Source organism: Furfurilactobacillus rossiae (assembly GCF_013394005.1).
Taxonomy (GTDB): domain Bacteria; phylum Bacillota; class Bacilli; order Lactobacillales; family Lactobacillaceae; genus Furfurilactobacillus; species Furfurilactobacillus rossiae.
The window spans coordinates 2607845-2630917 of the sequence record NZ_CP040586.1 but is presented as its reverse complement, the minus strand read 5'-3'; the positions used below and the strand labels follow the sequence as shown (position 1 = coordinate 2630917).

The 23073-nt window shown below is 44.7% G+C and carries 17 protein-coding genes and 1 riboswitch; of the genes, 15 read left to right on the top strand and 2 right to left on the bottom strand.

Going from position 1 to position 23073, the window contains the following annotated elements; translation table 11 throughout:
• Positions 1-199 precede the first annotated feature (199 nt).
• The 6 genes from LROSL1_RS12530 (at position 200) to LROSL1_RS12505 (ending at position 7018) form a co-directional block, all read left to right on the top strand.
• On the top strand, positions 200-1351 hold the full coding sequence (locus tag LROSL1_RS12530; RefSeq protein ID WP_178914804.1) for a serine hydrolase domain-containing protein: 1152 nt from the start codon (positions 200-202) through the stop codon (positions 1349-1351).
• Positions 1352-1529: 178 nt separating this feature from the next.
• The gene (locus LROSL1_RS12525) at positions 1530-3323 is read left to right on the top strand and encodes a glycerophosphoryl diester phosphodiesterase membrane domain-containing protein (RefSeq protein ID WP_178914803.1); all 1794 of its coding nucleotides are present in this window, start codon (positions 1530-1532) and stop codon (positions 3321-3323) included.
• Positions 3324-3354: 31 nt separating this feature from the next.
• A complete protein-coding gene (locus tag LROSL1_RS12520) occupies positions 3355-3852 on the top strand; it encodes a GNAT family N-acetyltransferase (RefSeq protein WP_178914802.1) in 498 nt (165 codons plus the stop codon).
• Entirely contained in the window at positions 3853-4833 is a 981-nt protein-coding gene (locus LROSL1_RS12515) for a DMT family transporter (protein ID WP_225440534.1), read from the top strand. It abuts the gene before it with no gap.
• A 77-nt stretch (positions 4834-4910) separates the two neighbouring features.
• Positions 4911-5008, top strand: a riboswitch (purine riboswitch).
• Between the two features lie 68 nt (positions 5009-5076).
• Positions 5077-5673, top strand: coding sequence for a xanthine phosphoribosyltransferase (locus tag LROSL1_RS12510; protein WP_026017209.1), 597 nt, complete (start codon positions 5077-5079; stop codon positions 5671-5673).
• The gene (locus LROSL1_RS12505) at positions 5663-7018 is read left to right on the top strand and encodes a nucleobase:cation symporter-2 family protein (protein WP_178914801.1); all 1356 of its coding nucleotides are present in this window, start codon (positions 5663-5665) and stop codon (positions 7016-7018) included. The genes LROSL1_RS12510 and LROSL1_RS12505 overlap by 11 nt, the downstream gene beginning before the upstream one ends.
• Positions 7019-7158: 140 nt before the next feature.
• On the opposite strand, the gene LROSL1_RS12500 is transcribed toward LROSL1_RS12505, so the two are convergent.
• Entirely contained in the window at positions 7159-8130 is a 972-nt protein-coding gene (locus LROSL1_RS12500) for a GMP reductase (protein ID WP_178914800.1), read from the bottom strand.
• Between the two features lie 211 nt (positions 8131-8341).
• Between LROSL1_RS12500 and LROSL1_RS12495 the strand changes: the two genes are divergently transcribed.
• The 5 genes from LROSL1_RS12495 (at position 8342) to LROSL1_RS12475 (ending at position 15798) form a co-directional block, all read left to right on the top strand.
• Positions 8342-9655 carry an adenylosuccinate synthase gene (locus LROSL1_RS12495; protein WP_178914799.1) on the top strand — a complete coding sequence of 438 codons (1314 nt, stop codon included), beginning with the start codon at positions 8342-8344 and terminating at the stop codon, positions 9653-9655.
• A complete protein-coding gene (gene purB / locus LROSL1_RS12490) occupies positions 9652-10947 on the top strand; it encodes an adenylosuccinate lyase (RefSeq protein WP_178914798.1) in 1296 nt (431 codons plus the stop codon). The genes LROSL1_RS12495 and purB overlap by 4 nt, the downstream gene beginning before the upstream one ends.
• A 356-nt stretch (positions 10948-11303) precedes the next feature.
• Entirely contained in the window at positions 11304-13037 is a 1734-nt protein-coding gene (locus tag LROSL1_RS12485) for an ABC transporter ATP-binding protein (RefSeq protein ID WP_178914797.1), read from the top strand.
• Positions 13037-14941, top strand: a complete 1905-nt coding sequence (locus tag LROSL1_RS12480; protein ID WP_178914796.1) for an ABC transporter ATP-binding protein — start codon at positions 13037-13039, stop codon at positions 14939-14941. The genes LROSL1_RS12485 and LROSL1_RS12480 overlap by 1 nt, the downstream gene beginning before the upstream one ends.
• Entirely contained in the window at positions 14941-15798 is an 858-nt protein-coding gene (locus LROSL1_RS12475; protein WP_178914795.1) for a hypothetical protein, read from the top strand. The genes LROSL1_RS12480 and LROSL1_RS12475 overlap by 1 nt, the downstream gene beginning before the upstream one ends.
• Before the next feature lie 186 nt (positions 15799-15984).
• Here LROSL1_RS12475 and LROSL1_RS12470 read toward each other — a convergent pair whose 3' ends face one another.
• Positions 15985-16668, bottom strand: a complete 684-nt coding sequence (locus LROSL1_RS12470) for an EAL domain-containing protein (RefSeq protein WP_017262566.1) — start codon at positions 16666-16668, stop codon at positions 15985-15987.
• A gap of 765 nt (positions 16669-17433) precedes the next feature.
• Between LROSL1_RS12470 and LROSL1_RS12465 the strand changes: the two genes are divergently transcribed.
• The 4 genes from LROSL1_RS12465 to LROSL1_RS12450 are packed head-to-tail and all read left to right on the top strand — an operon-like array spanning position 17434 to position 23029.
• The gene (locus LROSL1_RS12465) at positions 17434-18828 is read left to right on the top strand and encodes an FAD-dependent oxidoreductase (protein WP_178914794.1); all 1395 of its coding nucleotides are present in this window, start codon (positions 17434-17436) and stop codon (positions 18826-18828) included.
• The gene (locus LROSL1_RS12460; protein WP_178914793.1) at positions 18825-19916 is read left to right on the top strand and encodes a glycosyl hydrolase family 8; all 1092 of its coding nucleotides are present in this window, start codon (positions 18825-18827) and stop codon (positions 19914-19916) included. The genes LROSL1_RS12465 and LROSL1_RS12460 overlap by 4 nt, the downstream gene beginning before the upstream one ends.
• A 30-nt stretch (positions 19917-19946) precedes the next feature.
• A complete protein-coding gene (wsfD, locus tag LROSL1_RS12455) occupies positions 19947-21443 on the top strand; it encodes a glycan biosynthesis hexose transferase WsfD (protein ID WP_017262569.1) in 1497 nt (498 codons plus the stop codon).
• Positions 21440-23029 (top strand): hypothetical protein, encoded by a 1590-nt coding sequence (locus LROSL1_RS12450; protein ID WP_178914792.1) that lies wholly within the window; start codon positions 21440-21442, stop codon positions 23027-23029. Before wsfD ends, LROSL1_RS12450 begins: the two co-directional genes overlap by 4 nt.
• The last annotated feature ends 44 nt before the right edge of the window (positions 23030-23073 follow it).

Sequence of the window (23073 nt, the reverse complement as noted above, 5' to 3'; positions counted from 1 at the left end):
GATCAATTAAAAATGACTACCCGTCGATAGTACCTGAATCGTAACAAGTAATTGTTCATAAGCAAAAACATATGCTTTTTATAATTAAATTTTTAATAGTGAGTTCATATCGAAGTATGAAAATTATGGCATGACAGTGAACTGTTGATATAATAAACCGATAGGAAAATGTTGATTCGTAGTAGGAAAGGGGAGGAAAATGTTCAAACAAAAAAGAATTTGGTTTGTAGTCCTCATCGTCCTGCTAGTCAGCACCTTAGCGTGGGGGACGTTGTATCATGAGGTGCAACGATCAACGAAAGTGGCACATCCAGTGTACAAAAGAAAACCTGCTGTTAAGCCAATTGCGAAATGGCAGAGTGCTAAAATACCGACGGCAATTGACCACACACAGGCCGATTCGTTGGATAAAAAGATGCAATCAATTGATTTTGTCGGTTCCGTTCTTGTCGTTCGTGGCGGGAAAGTGGTATTTGAACGTCAATATGGAAATGCTAATGCAGCCCGAAAACGGCAGAATGGTGCAGATACGGCGTATGCTATCGCTTCAATTCAGAAAATAGCCACCGGGGCATTGGTCATGCAACAAGTGCAGCAAAACCACCTGTCACTTTCTGACCACATCAGTAAATTTTATAAAGATGTTCCACACGGCAACGAAATTACGATTCGGCAAATGTTGGACATGACTTCTGGATTGACTTTGCCTGGACCACCAGGCCCGACTACGCCACAAACGGATAAGCAAATTGTGGATTATGATTTACATCACTTAAAATTTAATTCACAGCTTTATAATCAGTGGCGTTATTCGCAAGTGAACTACAATATCTTGGCAGGAGTACTGACTAAACTGACGGGAAAGTCTTACGAGGCTTTGTTCAATCAGCAGGTTATTCGGCGCTTTAATTTGCGTCAAACTGTGTTTATGCCGTCTGACAACTCCCATGTTGCCGTATCTTACGCGGGCACTAAAACTGACAATGTGGACTATGGTAAGGAAGTCGTAACGCCGGACGCAATGTGGCATGACGAGCTGGGAACCGGACGCATAGCGATGTCGGTGCGTGATTTGTACGTTATGATCAGTCAAATTATGCAGGGTAAATTAATCTCCAAAACTTCTGTGAACCAGTTATACGAATCTGGTAGTCGTAGTACTTACGGTGGTGGCACGTACAACATGTATGGTGCGGCAGTTAATCACGGGCTGGGCTACGGTTATCAAGGAATGTCGATTGTTTCAAAGGATGGGCAGAATGGTCTGATCATGCTAAGTAATTCATTTCGTGCGAAACACAGTGTGAAGCCGTTTGCAGAACAACTGTATCTCAATTTATTTAAAAAATAGCAAACTAATTCACTGGTTAGCAAAAATTCCTCAAGCAACTTTATTAGTTGCACGAGGAATTTTCTTTTGTCACCGTGTGATTAGCAGTAAAGTGGTATTTAACACACAAAACGAATAATAAATCAGCTATAAAAAAGATTATCATGAAACAAGTAAATTCATTAGAGAGGATGTACCTATGACGGGGACGAAGCGAACAAGTATTTGGCGTTTTTTAGGCGCTTTTTGGTACTTCTTTAAACATTATTCATTTACAGCAATTATTGTATATGCCATTTTAATTCCGGTATTTTCTTGGCTGGGTGCTGGCATTTTACGTTGGAGTAATATTCCATATTTGTCGTATACGAACGCCGTTTCAGTAGCAAAGGACCATCCGTGGGCGATGGTTAGTCTGCTCCTGCTATTGTTATTGATTGTTTTGGCAATTTACTTGCAGTTTGCTTATTTACTGTTGATGGTGGCTTATCGGCGAAAGGATCAACGACCAACTATCCGCCAGTTGGTTGCTCAGTTATGGCATAGATTGCCACGTTTATCACCCGGTACGTTTGGCTTTTTCTTGTTGTACTTCTTGTTAATTGTTCCGTTTGGCGGCAACTTCATCAGTACGCCGTTACTGGCAAAGGTTCAAATTCCCGACTTTATCGTTGAGTTCATCATGACCAAACCACTGTTAGTGGCAGCGTTGGTTCTACTGTATGTCGGCGCTTTCTATTTTGGAAACCGATTATTTCTTGTTATTCCAATGTTGATGTTTGAGCAACAAACAGTTCGGCGGGCGGTTCGTGCATCGTGGCAACGAACTTGGGGCCGTTTTTGGTGGATCACATTGAGGATCATTGGCATTATCGCCAGCATTTCGGTTCTGTATGGCATCATGTTAGGCGGTTTTTATTTTGGGCAACGGTGGTTTGATACTCAAGGACACACAACTGCATTGAGCGCTGCGATTGTTAACTTTAATTTGTTAACGCTGGTCAACTACACGATTTCAATCCTCACGACTGTGTGGGTATTGGACCTGAGTTTGCAACTGATGAAAGATTATGATGTCCACGCTTTTGATGGCCTGCCAGATTTGCCGCGAGTAAAGGCGAAGCCTTGGTGGCGGGTGGCTGTGCCAATTGCCTTCACAGTTGTTGCCATTGTGTTTGCAGGCTATGGTTACAGTTATTTTGCCGGATTATTGGTCGTAGATCCACAAACGTTATCTCACCGAGGCGTTGACGACGGCAATGGCGTGCAAAACACGGTGCAGGCATTAAAGAAAACGCACAAGGAACACCCGACGTACGTTGAAATGGATATTCAAGAGACACGTGATCATAAGTTTGTCGTCATGCACGACCCGAATTTAAGTACTTTGGCTGGTCAAAATAAACCGGTCGACAAACAAACGTTAACCGGTTTAACAAATACCACGATTCATGAAAATGGGCATCAGACAAAGATTGATTCCTTCGATGATTATCTTCATGCTGCGCAACAAATGCACCAAAAATTGTTAGTTGAAATCAAGTTGAATGCCGGCCAGAATAGGCGGGAACTCGTTAACCGGTTCATAAAACGTTACGGGGATTCACTGCTTGCTCATCATGACATCATTCATTCATTGGACTATGGTGTTGTTGAACAGTTGAAGACTCAACGGCCAGCGCTGACGGTGGGATACATTCTGCCGTTTAACTTTATTGGCGTGCCGCAGACAAAAGCAGATTTTTACACGATGGAGTACACGACCTTGAATGATCGGTTTGTCAGTGGCGCTCATCGGGAGCACAAAAAAGTGTTTGCGTGGACTGTGAACGATAGTGATTCGATGATAAAAGTGATGAACATGGATGCTGATGGGGTTATCACTGATCAGCTAAGCACGTTAAAAAGTCAAATTAGGCAGCAACAGGGTGGGCGTGATTATGCCACTCAGCTACTGCAGTATGGCACTCAAGTGATTAGCGATAATCAATAGTCGTTTGAGCTGAGAGCAAAGGGGATTGAGTATGAAGATTGAGCCTGCAACAGTAAACGATTTAGAACAAATTGAGGCAATTGAACAGGCTGGGTTTAATGCGGCTGAAGCTGCTTCACTGGAAACGTATCGCAAACGGTTGGCTGTTTTGGCTGACACCTTCTTAGTTGCCCGTGCTGACAACAGTGATGTGTTGGGGTTCATTGTTGGGCCGGCTGTGAAAGAACGTTTTGTTGAGGACTGGATGTATGAGGACACACTGCAAAATTTACCTCAGGGCGGTCATCAACTGGTTTTTACAATTGCGACGGCGCCGACTGCTCGTGAACAAGGAATCGGCAGCAAGTTACTGACGGTCTTGGCCAACGTTGCAACGCAGGCAGGACGGACATCCATGGCATTAACTTGCTTAAAAGACCGCATTCCGTTTTATGAGAAGAATGGTTTCACTAACGTTGGCGTGGCTGATTCAGTTCACGCTGATGAGATTTGGTACAACATGGAAAAACAACTGAAACGGAGTGTCTGAATGGAAACACAAGCAACGAATGTTGATGCAAAAGTGACGGCTGGCTCAACAGAGGCAAAAGTGACGCCGCGTCCAAAAAAGGCCTTGGGCATTGCCTTGGCATGTACGGCAGGAATTTGCTGGGGGATTTCAGGCGTGGCCGCCAGCGCGCTATTTCATCGCAATCACGCGATTACGCCACTGTGGGTGAGTCAGGTGCGAATGACGATTGCTGGCCTGATCATGATTTTAGTTAGTCTGACACAGGGGGAATCGGTAGCCATTTGGCGTAACAAACGGGATGCACTGCAATTAGTGATGTATGGGCTTTTAGGCCTTATTCCAGTTCAATTGTTTTATTTCAACGCGGTTCACGCAGGAAATCCATCAATCGCAACGATATTGCAATTTTTAGGCCCATTTGTGATTGCTTTTTATTACATCCTCTTTCATCATCAGCTGCCAACGCGTTCTGAAGTCATCGGGATGGTACTGGCATTTGGTGGGACATTACTGATTATTACCCACGGTCATTTCAATACATTGGCAGTGTCCGGCGCTGTGCTATTCTGGGGCGGATTGTCGGCCATTGGCGTAGCCACCAATACGTTACTGCCACGAACGTTATTGCGTAAATACGGTTCGTTTGCAACAACTGGCTGGGGTTTACTGGTCGCCGGTTTATCGCTAAACGTGTTTGGTCCAGTGTGGTCGAATCCGGTTCATTTGGCGGCGACAGATTGGTTGTTGATGAGCGTGATTATTGTTATTGGAACCTTGCTGGCATTCATTTTGTTTGCGATTAGTTTGAAGCATATTTTACCAACGACGGCGAGCTTGCTTGATGCGTTTGAGCCATTATCAGCAACCGTCTTTTCCATCATTTTCCTTGGCATTTCGCTATCCGGCATGGACATTGTCGGCGGTATCATGATTATTCTTGCCGTAATGGCATTGGCGATGGATTTTCGGGCAATTCACTGGTTCCGCAAACGTTCGTAAGGTGATACTTGAAATGAAAAAGTGAGTTCTGTGATTGCACGATTGTCAAACCTGTGATAATCTATGAACCACAAGTTAATTAGCATACGAACAAAGCTTATATATAACCATGATATGGATGGTTGTCTCTACCCAGAGCCCTAAACTCCGGACTATAAGCAAATTAAGTCAATGTATCCTCGGCTTCTTTTGCGATATCCGCAAGGGAAGCTTTTTTGTTCTCAGAAAATGGAGGAGAAGTTTATCAAACGTCTTGAAGAACGCATTGATGCCGAAGGTCGCGTCCTCGGTGAAGATATTTTAAAAGTTGATAGTTTCCTAAATCATCAGGTAGATCCCGAATTGATGCAGGCTATGGGCGATGAATTTGCTCACTACTTTGCCGATATGGGGATCACTAAAGTGCTAACCGTGGAGTCATCCGGGATTGCACCAGCACTGATGGCTAGTCTTTCTCTTAGTGTTCCGATGGTGTTTGCACGTAAGCACAAGAGCCTGACGCTGACGGATAATTTATACACAGCGACTGTCTACTCCTTTACGAAACAAACTGAAAATACAATTTCAATCTCAAAATCATTTTTGTCAGCTGATGATAAGGTACTGATTATTGATGATTTTCTCGCAAATGGTCAAGCTGTTAACGGTCTGCTGGATATCTGTGAAGCTGCCGGCGCCACGGTTGGTGGTGTTGGCGTGGTGATTGAGAAACGATTCCAACGTGGTCATCAGTTCATCGTGGAGCGTCACATCCCGTTGCTCGCCTTGGCAAGTATCGCAAGTTTTGATAATGGTCACGTCGTTTTCAGCCATGAAAAGGAGCAAATTAATGTCCAGTAAATCCACGACAACGGCACGTGAATCCAAAGCTGCCATGCTTGGACTTCAGCATTTACTAGCAATGTACTCAGGCGCTGTATTAGTTCCGTTGCTCATTGGTGGCGCTTTGCATTTTAATGCAACTCAAATGACATATTTGGTTTCAATTGATATTTTCATGAGTGGGTTGGCAACGTTACTCCAACTGCTTACAAATCGTGTTTTCGGGATCGGCTTACCAGTCGTTCTCGGATGTGCTGTTCAAGCGGTAGCACCATTAATTTTGATTGGTCAGCACTTTTCAATTGGAACTATGTATGGTGCCATCATTGCCGCCGGAATCTTTGTTTTTCTAATCGCCGGTGTGTTCGCAAAGCTCCGACACCTGTTTCCGCCATTGGTTACAGGCATAGTCATTACCGTTATCGGATTGACACTAATACCCATCGCATTCCTAAACCTTGGCGGTGGGGATGCATCTGCAAAGACCTTTGGTTCACCTTTGAACCTTGGGGTTGGTTTTCTGACAGTGGCCGTAATCATTGCTGCTAACGTTTGGGGTCGTGGATTTATTCGCCAAATTGCAGTGTTGATTGGTTTGCTGGTTGGTACACTGACGGCCGGAGCGTTCGGAATGGTGTCATTAAAGCCAGTTTTGCAGGCCAGCTGGTTCCACTTTCCACAGCCATTTTATTTTGGTGTTCCACACTTTGAGATTTCTTCGATTCTGACGATGATTTTGATTTCATTAGTGTCAATGGTCGAATCAACCGGTGTTTTCTTTGCGCTAGGGGATATCATGAACAAGCCGATTTCGGAAACAGATTTAAAGAAAGGGTATCGGGCAGAAGCATTGGCAGTTACCCTTGGTGGTTTGTTCAACACGTTCCCATACACAACGTTCTCCCAAAATGTTGGGTTGGTTCAATTATCTGGAATTAAGAGTCGTCGACCAGTGTTTTATGCAGCTGGTTTTCTGATGACACTGGGGTTATTGCCGAAGATTGGTGCTTTAGCCACGATCATTCCAGCCCCGGTTATTGGCGGCGCGATGGTTGTAATGTTCGGTATGGTTGCAATGCAGGGTGTACGGATGCTCGGTCAAGTTGATTTTCATAACAATAAAAACATCCTTGTTGCTGCAGTTTCTGTTGGTTTAGGCCTAGGTGTTACGGTTCAACCGGCAATTTTCCAAGACCTGCCAAAAACGGCTCAACTTATTTTAAGCAACGGCATTGTGATTGCTAGTTTCTCAGCTGTTATCTTAAACCTGCTCTTACGGCCGGAACATGATCAACAACCGGAAAGGGAACAAACGGTAGTTACTGCGGAGAACCAGACTACAGCAGCAAAGCCAAAGAAGTAACCTTGTGAAACAAGGGTATTGTCTCACGGATTAGTTGACGTGTTTGACATTCAATATCGAAATCAAAAAAATTGAATTGAAAGGGCGCTACCAAATTCTGAATTTAATCAGAACTTGGCAGCGCCCTTTTTGAGCTTTAATTAATCGCCATTTGTAATGGTGTTGCGCACGATGACATAGTCAACGGTTTTTAGTGCCATAAGGTCACTTCCACCTGCATATGAAATGGAGGATTGAAGATCCTCTGTCATTTCAGTTAAGGTATCGCTGATTTCACCACGATAATCGACTAAGATATCTTTTCCTTCAACGTTCTTACGGCCACCTTTTTGGTTTTCAGAGGCTGAACCATAATATTGCTTAAAGTGGCGGTGGTTAATCATGATGTCATGGCCTGGTGACTGACGATGACCAGCAAACAGCGAACCAATCATAACCATGCTGGCACCAAAGCGAATGGATTTAGCAATATCGCCATTGTGACGGATGCCACCATCCGCAATAATTGGCTTGCGCGCGGCCTTTGCACACCAGCGAACTGCGGCAAGCTGCCAACCACCGGTACCAAAACCAGTCTTCAGCTTCGTAATGCAGACTTTACCAGGGCCAACACCAACTTTTGTTGCATCGGCGCCAGCGTCTTCAAGCTCACGAACGGCATCCGGTGTTGCCACGTTACCAGCAATCACAAATGTCTTTGGGAGACGTTTCTTAATGTAATGGATCATTTCAATAACACTGTTGGCATGACCGTGGGCGACATCAATAGTAATGAAGTCTGGTGTTAGCTTTTCACTGGTCAAATCATCGATAAACTGTTTTTCGTTCGGTTTTACACCAACACTGATGGAACTAATGAGATGTTTTTTAGCCATTTTCCGAACAAAAGGTAATCTGGTTTCTGGATCGAAGCGGTGCATGATATAAAAGTAATCGTGTTCGGCCATCCAGGTTGCTAACTGTTCATCGATGACAGTTGCCATGTTTGCTGGGACCACAGGAAGCTTGAAGTGATGCCCACCGAACGTAATACTTGGATCCGCCTGAGAGCGACTCTCAATCAAACATTTATTGGGAATCAACTGAACGTCTTCATAATCAAATATTTCCATGAAGGTGAAAACCTCTTTCTGTCATTTATTGATTAAAGTTCGTCAACACGAGATACAGTAATCGTTTTAAATCTCACTGTCAAATTAAAATTCGCTAAAACAAGAACAATAAATTTATTGATAATTAGATTATACAGTTTTAGTTGATTATCCGAACTTTACCTGTTATAGTTCTCATTGTTGTTCGATAAATAAAATTTGAGGTGACATAATGACAGCAGTAGTGATTGTTGGGAGTCAATGGGGCGACGAAGGTAAAGGGAAGATTACCGATTTTGTCAGTCAGCAGGCTGACGTGATTTCACGTTACCAAGGTGGCGATAATGCGGGACACACCATTACCTTTAACGGCGAAAAGTACCAGCTACAACTATTGCCTTCGGGAATTTTTGAAAGTGATAAACAATGTTTGATTGGCAACGGCGTCGTGCTGAATCCCAAAACATTGTTAGCTGAAATTGATTACTTACATGAACGTGGCATTAGTACCGATAACTTAAGAATTTCTGATCGTGCTCACGTGATTTTTCCATATCACATTTTGCAAGATCAATTAGAAGAGGCCAGTAAAAAAGGCAGTAAGATTGGAACAACGAATAAGGGTATTGGCCCTGCTTACATGGACAAAGCTTCACGAATTGGCATTCGAGTAGCTGATTTATTGGAACCAGAAACATTTAAGACACTACTCGCTCGCAATGTCGTAGCTAAAAATGAGCTACTGGCCAAATTGTATGGTGCCGGACCGATTGCGTTTGAACCATTACTAAAGGCTTATCAGGGTTATGCCGAAAGGCTCGCCAAATATGTAACCGATACTTCAAAAGTGCTTGATGATGCGCTGGCTAATGGCCAACGGTTGCTATTTGAAGGTGCTCAAGGGGTAATGCTAGATATTGATCATGGAACCTATCCATATGTAACTTCATCTAACCCAGTCGCTGGTGGTGTCACTATTGGTGGAGGTATCGGGCCCACTAGAATTTCAGCCGTCATTGGTGCAGCAAAGGCCTATACGTCCCGAGTTGGTGATGGTCCGTTTCCAACGGAATTGCATGACGAGAAAGGTGACCACATTCGTGAGGTTGGCCACGAATATGGGACAGTCACGAAGCGGCCTCGTCGAATTGGTTGGCTGGATACGGTCGTTTTGCGACATGCCAAACGTGTATCCGGCTTAAACTACTTGGCGTTAAACTGTTTAGATGTTCTGACCGGTTTGCCAGAGTTAAAAATTTGTACCGCTTATGAGCTGGATGGCGAAACAATTGATCGTTATCCTGCTGGACGGGAAGCTTTGTTGCGTTGCAAACCAGTGTACGAAACCCTGCCTGGCTGGACGGAAGATATCACAAATTGTAAAACAGTGGATGACTTACCAAAGAATGCGCGCCAGTATGTGGAACGTGTCATGTCATTAACTGGTTTACCATTAGCAACGCTATCTGTTGGACCAGATCGTAAACAGACAATGGTTTTGAAAGATGTTTGGCAAGCTGATATGAAAGTTGAGGAAATGGCATGATTGATCGCTACGTGCGACCGGAAATGGGCCAAATTTGGTCACAGAAAAATAAGTTACAACAATGGCTAAAGGTCGAGGTAGCTGCGTGTCAGGCGTGGGCAAACTTAGGTAAGATCCCACAGGCAGATGTTGATGCCTTGCGTGAGCATGCCGTCATAAACGTTGATCGAATGCAGGAAATTGAAGCAGAAACCCATCATGATGTGGTGGCATTCACACGCATGTTATCCGAATCGCTGGGCGATGAACGAAAGTGGGTTCATTATGGTCTGACGAGCACGGATGTTGTGGATACGGCCCAGGCATTGCAATTAAAAGACGCTAATGCCTTATTGATGACAGATCTGCAAACGTTACAAGACACGTTGGTCCAGCAGGCAAAACGGTATCGTCACACGGTAATGATGGGACGCACACACGGCATTCAGGCGGAACCGATGTCGTTTGGCGTTAAATTAGCACGGTGGGTAGATGAAATTAACCGTGACATTACGCGTTTACAAGTAGTGACTGATGAAATGGCTGTGGGTGAGTTGAGTGGTGCAGTGGGAACTTTTGCAAATATCCCCCCACAAGTGGAACAGGATGTTTGTGATCAACTCGGGCTAAGACCACAGCCTGTGACCAGTCAGGTGTTGCCACGGGATCTTCACGCACACTATTTGAGTGTATTGGCACTCATTGCGACTAGCTTAGAAAACTTTGCAACGGAAATTCGTGGTTTACAACGGACGGAAATTGGTGAGGTGGCTGAGCCGTTTTCCGTTGGGCAAAAAGGTTCTTCAGCGATGCCTCATAAACACAATCCAATTGGCTCAGAAAACATTACGGGTTTGGCTCGGGTAATTCGTGGGCATATGATTACGGCTTTTGAAGATGTATCTTTGTGGCATGAACGCGATATTTCGCACTCTTCAGCCGAACGAATCATTTTACCGGACACGACTGAGCTGTTAGATTACATGCTGAACCGTTTTAATCGCATCATGACGAATTTGGTCGTCAATGAGGACCGGATGATTCACAACATTGAATCCAGTGGTGGCCTGGTGTTCAGTCAACAATTGCTACTAGCCCTAATTGACAAAGACATTAGTCGTGAAACAGCTTACGACCATGTGCAACAGTTGGCGCAACAGGCAATGACCACCGATAAAACATTTCAGCAATTGGCGATGGCCAGTACTTTCGTCAACCAATATTTGACGCCGGCCGAAGTGACTGCTGTGTTTGATGTGCAACGTCATCTGCGGTATGTTGATGAGATTTTCAAACGTGTTGGCATTGAGTAAACGGCATCATTTGGTGCTTTTTTAGGATATTAAGATGGTCCGGCTACTGACTGCGCTCAAATCAAGAGCAGTCAGTAGCCGGACCATCTTGTTTTCAATAAAGATTCCTGAAAAGTCAGTTTAAAAAAGTTTCCATAAGAAACAATAAGTGATATACTCACTCTACTTCGTGCGAAAAATAGATTGTTACGGACGAAATAGCAGATATAACGTCAATTGATAAAAATGAATTAATTTACAGTTATTTTGAGTAAATTAACTTAGAGAATGCGCCTTTCTTTGGCGTATAATAGCTAGGTTTATTTTGTGTCAATCATCGTCACATCTTTGCTTATGAACGAGGAGGAACGTGCTAAATGCTAAAAATAGCTAGGGGCCGAATTTCATTATGGGCGGTACTTGGTGCCGTATTTTTTATGATTATTCAGGTCATAGCCAACCTAAACTTACCCAGTTTGACATCAGATATTGTGAATAACGGGGTGGCAAAGGGTGACATTAGTTACATATGGAAAATTGGTTTTGAAATGATTGGTTTTTCGTTACTGTCAGTCGCGGCCGCGGTGTTGAACGTGTTGTTAGCAGCGCGTTCTTCACAAAAGTTAGGTCAAAACTTGCGGAGTGACATCTATAGCAAAGTAATGAACTTTGCCAATGATGAATTTAACAAGGTAGAAACGTCATCATTGATCACACGAACAACCAACGATGTGGTCCAGATTCAAAACGTTGCCATGATTGCTTTACGAATGATGATTATGGCACCGATTATGCTGATTGGTGCGAGTTTCTTGGCCTATAACAAGAGTCACCAGTTGTCATGGATTTTCGTGGTGTCAATTCCTGTCTTACTAATTTGTATTGGTTTGATTATGGGCCTGGCGATTCCACGGTTCCGTGCCATGCAAACGAAAACAGACCGTTTGAACTTGGTCTTTCGTGAAGGTCTTACTGGTGTTCGCGTTATTCGAGCTTTCCGTCAGGATCAGTTTGAACAGGACCGTTTCGAAACAGCCAACCAGGATTACACGGACAATTCGATTAAGGTTAACACGATTGTGGCATTTGCTTATCCTGTGATGACACTGATTATGAGTGCAACCAACGTTGCCATTGTTTGGTTTGGTGGTCAGTTGATCAGTTCACAAGCGATGCAAGTCGGGAACATGATTGCCTTCATGACGTATGCTATGCAAGTTTTGATGAGTTTCATGATGCTCGCAATGGTCATGGCCTTTCTGCCTCGTGCTGCCGCTTCGGCAACGCGGATTCAGGAAGTTTTGTCACTGGATTCCAGCATTAAGGATCCAGAGCAGCCTACTACTCCAGCCGCTGGCGAAGCCAAACAACTGGCGTTTGATAACGTTGAATTTCGTTATCGTCACGCGGAACAGCCTGCTTTAAGCGGCATTGACTTTAGTGCCAAAGCTGGCCAAACGGTGGCCATCATCGGTGGTACCGGTTCTGGTAAAACAACGCTGGTCAATCTAATTCCTCGTTTCTTTGATGTTGAAAAAGGAAGCGTCAATGTGAATGGCGTTGATGTGCGGCAACAAGACGTTAAGACACTTCATGGTGAAGTTGCGATGGTGCCGCAAAAGGCAACGTTGTTTACTGGTACTATTCGCGACAACATGAAGTTTGGTAAAGAGGACGCGACAGATGATGAAATCTGGCAAGCGTTAGATATTGCCCAATCAACCGACTTCGTTAAAGAGGAGGGTGGCTTGGACGCCCATGTTGAACAGGGTGGTGCAAACTTCTCTGGTGGTCAACGTCAACGGTTAGCCATTGCCCGTGCATTAGTGAAGGACGCCAGCACATATGTGTTTGATGATTCCTTCTCCGCTTTGGACTTTAAGACTGATGCTAAATTGCGTGGTCAACTGCGTCAGGACAAACGGATTCAACAGAGTATTGTTGTGATTGTCGCGCAACGGATTGCCACAGTGGCTGATGCGGATTTGATTCTAGTGCTTGATAACGGGAAGCTAGTCGGCAAAGGCACGCATGAAGAATTACGACAGTCCAACAAAGTTTATCAAGAAATTATGCGGTCTCAGTTACGTGAAGGGGAGGCGGGTCTGTAATGAGTGATAATGCAAAGAAAACACAGACACCACGACCAACTGGCGGTCACGGACACGGTCCGGGATCAGGCCCTGGTTTAGTTGAAAAGCCTAACAACTTCTTCGGCACGTTTATTCGATTAATGAAATACATGTCAGATCGTTGGTTTGGCATGATTATGGTGCTTGTATTTGCCATTACGGCGGTTGTGTTCCAAATTCGTACACCAAAGATTTTGGGTCAAGCAACAACCGAAATTTACAAAGGAATTATGACGGGTGTCGCGCATCAAAAGGCCGGCATCGCCATGAGTCACTACCCGATCAACTTCGAAAAAGTCTTCAATATTATCGTTGTTGTGTTGATTATGTATTTGGCTTCTGCCTTGTTCAACTTCCTGCAGCAGTACATTATGACGCGGATCTCTCAGCGGACTGTGTACAAGTTACGCCGTGAGTTTAAAGGCAAGATGCGTTTAGTACCGATCAAGTATTACGACACGCATAACAACGGGGACATTATGAGCCGTGCGGTCAACGATATGGATAATATCGCCAGCACGCTGCAACAGAGTCTGACGCAAGCGATTACTAGTTTGGTCACGTTTGTCGGCACCTTGTGGATGATGTTAACAATTAGCTGGCAATTAACGTTGATCGCATTGGTAACCATTCCGCTCAGTTTGGTCGTTGTTGGTGTTGTGGCACCGAAGTCACAACGCTACTTTGGTCAACAGCAAAAAAGCCTTGGGTTGATCAATAACCAAGTTGAAGAAAACTACTCAGGTCACGAGGTGGTCAAGAGCTTCAATAAGGAAGACGATGCCATCAAGGACTTCGAGACACAGAACGAAACGTATTATAAAGCGGCTTGGAAAGCGCAGTTTATTTCTGGAATCATCATGCCGCTGATGATGTTCTTGAACAACATTGGTTACGTGTTTGTTGCGATTGTCGGTGGGATCCAAGTTGCTAACGGGAATGTCACCCTTGGTAATGTGCAGGCATTCCTCCAATATACGCAGCAATTCTCACAACCAATTTCGCAGTTGGCAAACTTACTGAACACGATTCAGTCAACGATTGCATCAGCTGAACGGGTCTTTGATGTGCTTGATGAAGAAGAAATGAAGCAAACACAGTCAAACTTGCCCGCACAGCCTGATGATCCAAATTTGCTGACCCTTGATCACGTTCAGTTTGGTTACGATGACGAACTGCTGATGACTGATTACAACTTAGCTGTTAAGAAGGGTCAACAGGTCGCCATTGTTGGACCAACCGGTGCTGGGAAGACGACCATTATCAACCTATTGGAACGTTTTTATGACGTTAAGGGTGGTTCAATTCGTTTGAACGGTACGGATACCCGTGATCTTCAGCGTGAGGACTTGCGCTCACACTTCGCGATGGTGCTTCAAGATACTTGGCTGTTTACTGGCACAATCTGGGATAACTTGAAATACGGGCGTGAAAACGCTACGGATGAAGAGATTATGACCGCCTCTAAAGCGGCTCACGTTGATGAATTTGTCCGTAAATTACCAGAAGGGTACAAAACGGTGTTGAATGAAGAAGCGTCGAACATTTCTCAGGGGCAACGTCAGTTATTAACGATCGCCCGGGCGTTTGTCGCGGATCCCGAAATTCTGATTCTTGATGAAGCGACGAGTTCCGTTGACACGCGGACTGAAGTTCAAATTCAGCACGCCATGGAACAGTTACTTCAAAATCGAACGAGTTTCGTTGTTGCACACCGGTTATCGACAATTAGAAACGCTGACAACATCATTGTTATGAACCACGGATCCGTTGTTGAAACAGGTAACCATGATGCGTTGATGGCCGCTAATGGATTTTACGCTGACCTCTACAATAGTCAGTTTGCCGGCAACATCAGCATGAGCGAAGGGGAGGAATCGTAATGCAACGAAAGACAATATTAGGCGTTGTTGCTGCGGCTTCCGTCCTCACCTTGGCTGGTTGTGGGCGCGCGTCACTGACAACCACGCATGAAACGTATCATCAGGATGGCATGGTTGCCGCGGTGAAAGGACACACCAACGCTAATAAGGTGACCTATCAAGTCGACGGTCACACAAAAGAATCATTAACTGTGCATAATGGGACGTTTGTCATTCAGGTACCCACAACGACCAAACGCCAGTCCGTTAAGTTGACCGTTAATGGTTCGCGCAAAACGATCCATGTCTCAGCCGCTAAGTCATTGACTGATTACCAAGCCTTGCAGAAATCGTTCAATCAGGCACTAACGGGTTCTAAATTAAGCAAAGCTGATCAGGGCAAAGCAATGGCACTACAAAAGGCTGCCGCAAGTTTGAAGAAACAACCAACCCCAGAGGCTGCTGCTCAAGTTGGTGCCTTGCAAAAGGATGTTCAAGCCGCGATGACCACGGCCAAACAGCAGGCTAAAGGACAATTGTTACCCGTTAAAACACCTGCAAATGGCGTTAGTGACGTTGTCTCGACCAAAGACTACCGCATTCGAATGAACGTTCAGAACGGTCAAGTTCTCGGCGCAACGATGATCGTACCGACCAAGGCATTTAAGCAAAAGGCTACCCAAAAGCAGTTTGGCACGAGTTTTGCACTTTTAACAAACGGTGTTGGTGCGGATTCTAAGAGTGTGATGAAACAATTCGGTAAGGAAACAAAGAGCGTTAAGAGTGGTTCCAGTTCCATTGATCCAATCTATTCTAAGGGTGTTAAGTTCACGATTGGACTGTCACCCGCTGACATTTACATTTTTGTCGTAAAGTAATGATATTACGGTTTCAAAAATCGCCTTCCTTAAAATTTTAGGGAAGGCGATTTTTTAAAATATTCATGCGAATTAGACCGCTATCGGCCTAAATTTTTGTAAAATAACGTTTTATTTTTTAAAGTAATACACATAGGTGTGTTTTGTATTGTTAGACCAGCGGAACTGATTGCCCCATTAACAAAACTAGGCGAATGATTTATCCTGACCTAAAGCTAATAAATGTGGTTTGCCGTAATAATAACCTTGGCGAATGTTAATGCCCATTTCGTTGGCGATGTCGTCGCCAACTTCATCCTCAATGCCTTCCAATACTAGACGTTGATTATACTGATGGGTAATGCCAAGCCAAGTGTCTAATTCCTGCCGAATATTGGGCGACATTAGTCCCTGCTTAAAGTTTTGCAGAGCAAACTTAATTTCATCGGCATAAGGCAGGAGGTCTTTAATATTGTTGTAGTGATTGTCGCCACTGTCAACGTCATCTAGGCTAAAATCCATGCCACGATTGGTAAATTGCTGAATTTGGGGAATTAACTCGGCGTTTGTGAAAGGCACCTTACCAACCCGTTCAGTCAGTTCAACGACGACCCGCATTGGCCGCATACGTTCCTGGGCATCAATAACTGATTTGGCAATGTCGTCATTCATCAGCTGACGGCGATCTAGATTTACAGACACGGAATGAATCTTTAGCGACAAGAGTTTAGTCGAGGCCACAAATAATTCCGTCCAGTTTTGTGGTGTAATGCTGTCAAAAGATGTTGGGACACGCCAACCGTCTGGCGTGTGCTCTTTTAAGAGCATTTCATAACCAATAATTGAATTGGTAGCGATATTCAATTGAGGTTGTATAAAGAAACGAAACATGCTCATCCATCCTTTGTATTTTATTTGGTCGAACTTGCAGTTCTTGTTTGTGACACCATTGTCGTTGCGTCGACCAGAGACGCCGTTCCATGAGGACCGGTCTCAGCCTCCTGAAAACCAGAGTCTTCCACCTCGATTCTGAGCCAAAGTTCGTCTCAGAACTCGTCCCACAGCACTAAATGGTCAAACCCGCACCATTAAGTGCTGTCGACACGGAACTCTGTCTCTAGTCGCCTCCACTTATATTATAGAAATAAGCTGTTACTTTTTTAACAAACCCGTTTCTAGCTAACGGCAGCCTAAATGTTTGCGATGTAAGCCGAAGGGCGTCAACAGGGAAACTAAGGCGTGAAGGGTGCTGTAATCAGGTGGTTTTCCTGATGTACAGCACGGGGACGGTCGCGAAGACTCGCATTTTGAGGCTTGAACCGCTCCCACGCCGGTGTTTCCATGTTGACAACCGAAGGCGACCTTTATTGCAAACGTAAGACCTACATATTAGCAGCTCAAGTTAATGATGAAAATACAAACTTGAGTTAATTATGGTGAACTACTTGACCTATGGTACAGTTGCTGGTTAACTGTGGTCAAGCGTTTAGAATCGTTGATTTAATCAAGCTAATCAATGTTTTGACAGCTTAAAAAGAGAGCTACCAAACATTTTATAAAGTTAATTTTAAGGTAAGTCGACTATGATAGCCGCATTACCGTAATTTTCTTTATGAGAGTCATAAGTTACTAATTAAAAATTGGGGATGAACTTTCATGAAAGTTATTGTTGTTGGTTGTACACACGCAGGTACCGCTGCTATTAGTCAGATGCTAGTGACCAATCCGGATTTAGATGTTGAGGTTTATGAACGGCATGACAATATCTCTTTCTTGTCGTGCGGGATTTCACTATATTTGGACGGCCGTGTTCAACGTTTGGAAGACATGTTTTATTCAAGCCCTGAAGCGCTACGTAAATTAGGCGCCCACGTTCACGTGAAACACGATGTACTCAAAATTGATGCAAAACGGCAAACGGTGGTTGTCGAAGATCTTATTAGTAAAGATGTTGAAACAGTTCACTATGATCGACTAGTTATGACGACCGGGTCAACGGTGGTAGTTCCACCGTTGAAGGGAATCGACTCAAGCCGCGTTTTGTTGTGTAAAGACTATGATCAAGCTAAGCAGATTTATAAAACAGCTGCGGAAAACAAACACATTACCATCGTGGGTGCGGGTTATGTTGGCGTGGAGTTAGCGGAAAGTTACGCTAGCACGGAGCACGTTGTCAGCTTATTTCAGAATCATAAACAGATTTTGGTTCATTCAGTTGATCAAATGTTGTCGGAAAATATCACACAACGTCTTGTTGACCACGAAGTCGATGTACATTTGCACGAACGCGTAACTGGATTTAGCGCTGATCCATCAGGTGATGGCATTCTTGTGGAGACGAAAAGTGGGCAATATCCCACCGATTTGGCGATTGTTGCCACTGGCTTTGTCCCTAATACCAGCCTTTTAAGCGGGCAGGTTGACATGTTACCGAATGGTGCCATTTTGACCAATGACTATATGCAAAGTTCTGATCCTCATATTTTTGCAGCCGGGGATGCATGTGCGGTGCACTTTAATCCAACGAACGAAAATCTGTATGCACCTTTGACTTCCACGGCTGTTCGCCAGGGAACCTTAGTAGGGTTGAACCTATTAACACCAACCCTGAAATATATGGGTACACAGTCGACATCGGCAATGGAAATCTTTGGGAGCACGCTAGCAACGACCGGGAGCACGCTGGCACACGCGCAAGAACAGGGGATTAATGCAGCAACGGCGACTTACGAAGGTAATTATCGACCTGCATACATGCCATCAACGGCCAAACTGACCATTGCGTTAGTTTACGATCGGGATTCTCGTCGAATCCTTGGTGGTCAGTTGTTGTGTGAACATGAAGTTGCTCAGTCCGCGAACACATTGTCTGTTTGCATTCAGAATAAGAATACGATTGATGATTTATCATTTGTCGACATGTTATTTCAGCCCAATTATGATGAGCCATTTAACTATTTGAATCAAGTAGCTCAAATCGCAGTGGCACAGGAACAACAGCGTGGCCGGAAAGAACCAAAGAACAGTGATCAGGCGGCATCAGAAATATGACTCAATGGCGACGTTACCTAACCCTTGTTAGTTTACTTGTTTTACTGATGGTTAGTGGCCCACTGCTAAACGTTCAAGCGGATACCGATGCACAATCGCTGGAATCTGCTCATCAAGCACTGACCAAGTTTGTGACAACCAAGCTGGTTACCAAGCAGGGTGTTAAAACAAACGTAAATGATCAAGTCAATGCGGGTGGCGACACTGCTAGTGGCAATGAACTATTGAGTGAGTCAGCCGGGTTGTATTTGCAACATCTTGCACTCACGAATCAGCGAGAAGCATTTACTAAGTTTTATCAGCAAACGAAAACGATCTTTTACGCTCACAATCAGTTTAGCTATCGGTATAACCCACGGACAAAAAAGCGCTCAAATGTGAACGCAACGCTTGATGACCTGCGGATTATCGGGGCCCTGATCCAGTACGATAAAACCTTTAAGACGAAGCATTATCAGCGTGAAATCAAGTCACTGTGGCATCATCAGCAAAAACAGGCCTTGAAACAAGGACATGTTGCAGACTTTTACGATCCGCAGTCTAAAAAGCGCCCTCAAACCGGTACGCTGTCATACTTTGATTTTTTGACGTTGCGTCAGTTAGAAGGCAACACTAAAGCCTATCAAAAGCAGTTGCGTTTGGTTCAAGGCGGTTTTATTAGCCGCAAGATGCCATTTTACGCACGAAGGTACAATTATCACACACAAAAATATACGACTGGTAATATTAACACCACAGAAGGCTTAGTGACGTTACTGCACGTCGCTCAAATTGGTCGTTTGAAACCGTCCAGCGAACGGTGGTTGTTACAGCAAACAAAGCATAAATCACTGGTTAACCAGTATGACCAGCATGGTCACGCGTTAACAACTGATCAGTCTGCTGCCAATTACGCATTAGTCATGATGATTGGTAACGCAAGCGGTCAAAAGGCGCTTCAAGCTGCCGGTCAGCAACAATTGTTGGCGATGCAGGTTAAAAATGATGCATCACCACTAGCAGGCGGGTTCGGAGATGAAAGTACCAATACGGCATATTCGTTTAACAACCTAATGGCATTGGTGGCAATGGATGGCGTCACCCACTAATAACGGTGTTTGAGAGAAAGGGGTGATTGAATGGGCGCGCATTTGCGGCATGGCCTGACACGAGGTCTATTGTGGTTTCGGTCGCATGTTTCACCAGCGGCGTTGGCAGTGATCTTGTCAGCACTGATCGTGGCGTACCTGTTATTCATTCCACCGGTTAACGGCTACGCTAACAACGGCGATTTTGATCGTGCCATCTACGTCAACGGCCTCTATCGCTTAACTGGTAAACCATATTATTTTTTTACATACATGATTCAAAAATATGGCATCATGCAGTACTTTAACGAGTCGTCAGCTGCTTTGTTTTCTTCACAGCCGTTGTTCATTAAGGCGGCGATTGGCTTAAACATGTTGGTCTATAGTACCAAAGTGTTTGACATTCGATTTATGGGACTGATTTATTACGTGCTGTTTCTAGGAGGTATCTACCTTTTAACCGAGGCGCTAACATTTCCTTCGAAGCGGTGGCGGAATTATATTATTGCGTTAATGGTCGTGTTTGTTTTTGCCGATTCATCGTACACACTGTACTTTAATTCCTTCTTCGCAGAACCAGGAATGTTTGTGGCCATGCTCTATTCGTTTTCTTCGATTTTGTTATTGGCACGTCACCGTTTCAAACGGCGCTGGCCGATGGTATTACTCTTCTTTATCAGCACGGTGGTCTTGATTACAAACAAACAGCAAAATGCGCCGCTGGCACTAGGCTTTGCGTTGACGATGCTAAGTTTGTTGTTTGTGTTTCACAAACGTGCCGAGAAGTTGTACGTCATTTTGGGCACCGTGCTGATTTTAGCGTCTGGAGTAGCAACCTATGCACTGATCACAAAGACGTTTAATAATATTAACGAATATCAATCGATGACCCGTGGTGTGTTGTTAAAGGCCAAGGATCCTGAAAAAGCACTGATGCAGGGTGGCATTGACAGTCAGTTTGCGTTGACCCGAGGGCAAACGTACTTTGATCGATATTCGCCAATTGACGTCAATGGCAAGTACATGCAAAAGCACTTTACGGATAAGTTCAGCTTCATGTGGATTTTGAAGTATGAACTGACTCATCCGTCAGAATTTGGCGCATTGCTGAATTTGGCCGCTAAGGATGGCCAGTTGACGCAGGTTAAGGCAGTTAGTGATTACACCAAGTCGGCCGGTCAGCCAAAATATGCGCAAACACATTATTTTACGGGCTTTTCCACCATGATGGGCGCATTTTTCCCACGAACGTTCGCTTTTTATGTGCTAATTGCCTTCGCTTTCATCGGGGTGTATGCGTTTGGCGCCTATCATGGCATTCGTGATGGTGATCCAGAGATGGTTGTTCGACTGGCGCTCATCATTGCGAACATGGCTATTATTTTCATGACCTTTATTGCATCCGTGATTGGTGATGGCGATGCGGACTTAGCAAAGCACTTGTTTATGGTGCCGTTGTGTACGGACTTGTCGCTGGCATTACTAGTATCTGACTTGTTGAATCACCGCCTCTGGCATGTATTTGAAATGCGGGGTGGGCAGCGATGAAGAAACGTTTTGGTGCCATTCTGCTATTGACCCTGACATTTTTGGGACTGCTATCGTCAGTACCGGTGACAGTTTCTGCCAGTCAAGTCAGCCATGCGCCCCGTGTATTACTCGCTTACGATAGCGAAAATCGCGCCAAGGGTGATCAAGCAAAAATCGATGCGGTGCAGCGATTGCTGACATCATTGAACCTAGAAGTTCATACGATTCGCATCGATCAATATCATACTGGTGATATCAAACGGCTTCATTTTAAAGCTGTTATTACAATGGTGAATTGGTCACAGGCCAAGTTGACAACGAGTCACTTTGCTCATGATCGGGCGGCGTTTACGGGTTTAAAACTCCACATTGGACCGTCAATGGCAAAGGATGAACGGCAGTCGCTTGGCTTGGCGCTTCGTCCGCGTTATCACCAGCAATACTGGTTAAGCGATCATACGTCATCGGCCCGGCAATTATTATCCTTTAGTGAGTCTTTGGCCGTGACGGCACAGACGCCACCGACAGTGAAGACATTCGGGACCTTAGTGCCACAAAGTCAAAATGCCCAAAAAGTACCGTACGGCGTCATCAATGAAAACAGTGCGTACCTACCTTATCTGACACCAAATGGCCTGAGCTTCGTTGTTGCCAGTCGGTTAATTGCCCGTTTCTTTGGTCACACGGCTACTTATGCGCCATTGCTGACGATTACAGACGTGACGCCATTTACGAATATGGATTTACTACACAAGCTAGCCACAGATCTAGAGAACAACGGGATTCCGTTTGCCATCAGTACAACCAGTATTTCCGTTAATACCGATTTGCCGGCATACAAACGATTTACGAGTGAGCTGCAGTGGGTTGAAAACCATGGCGGCGTCATCTTTTTGCGAACTCCCGTTGTATATTATCCCAAGGCCAGTACTCAGTCGGAACTGACACAGTTGATGCAAACGCAGATCCGGCGGCTTATTGCCCGGCAGGTGTTTCCGGTTGGGATGAGCACTCCTAATTACTGGAATCAAGACTTGGTCTGTCGGCCAGCTGCGTTGTCATATAGCAATAATGTCATTCTAACGGGCAACCCTTCTGAAACTAAAAACGCCGATGCAGATAATACTGCCGGTGTGTACAAACGGACATTTTATGGACTCAAAGAGCAGTCATTAGAGACTGTCCACAACGGTACCAATTTGGCTCAAACAAATCTCTCATTTTCATCGCCCACAGCAATTACCATGACAATGCCTGATAGCCAAAAGGACTTGACGGGGCTAGTCAAACGCGTGAGTGCTGCCAAGGTTAGTTGGCTGGATCCAAGCGCTGGCAAGTTTAGTGGCACCACGACGGTTGCCAACCAGCGGGCTCACTATCGTAATGGCAATTATTACTTAAACGGGCGGTTAACGGTGGTACCAACGTACAATCCGCCAAAACAGACTAAACCAACACCAGTTACGCCGACAGGGGCGCTAAACACATTCTTTAGCGTGGATGGTGTCTTCCTGTTCTTCTTCATGATTGTGTCGCTAATCGTCTTACTCGCATTTTATATTGTTGGTCGTCAGGTGTACTGGCGCATGTTTAAAAAGAAGTAGCGGCAAACTTTGCACAGTCAGTTTGGCATCTTGAAAGGAGGGAC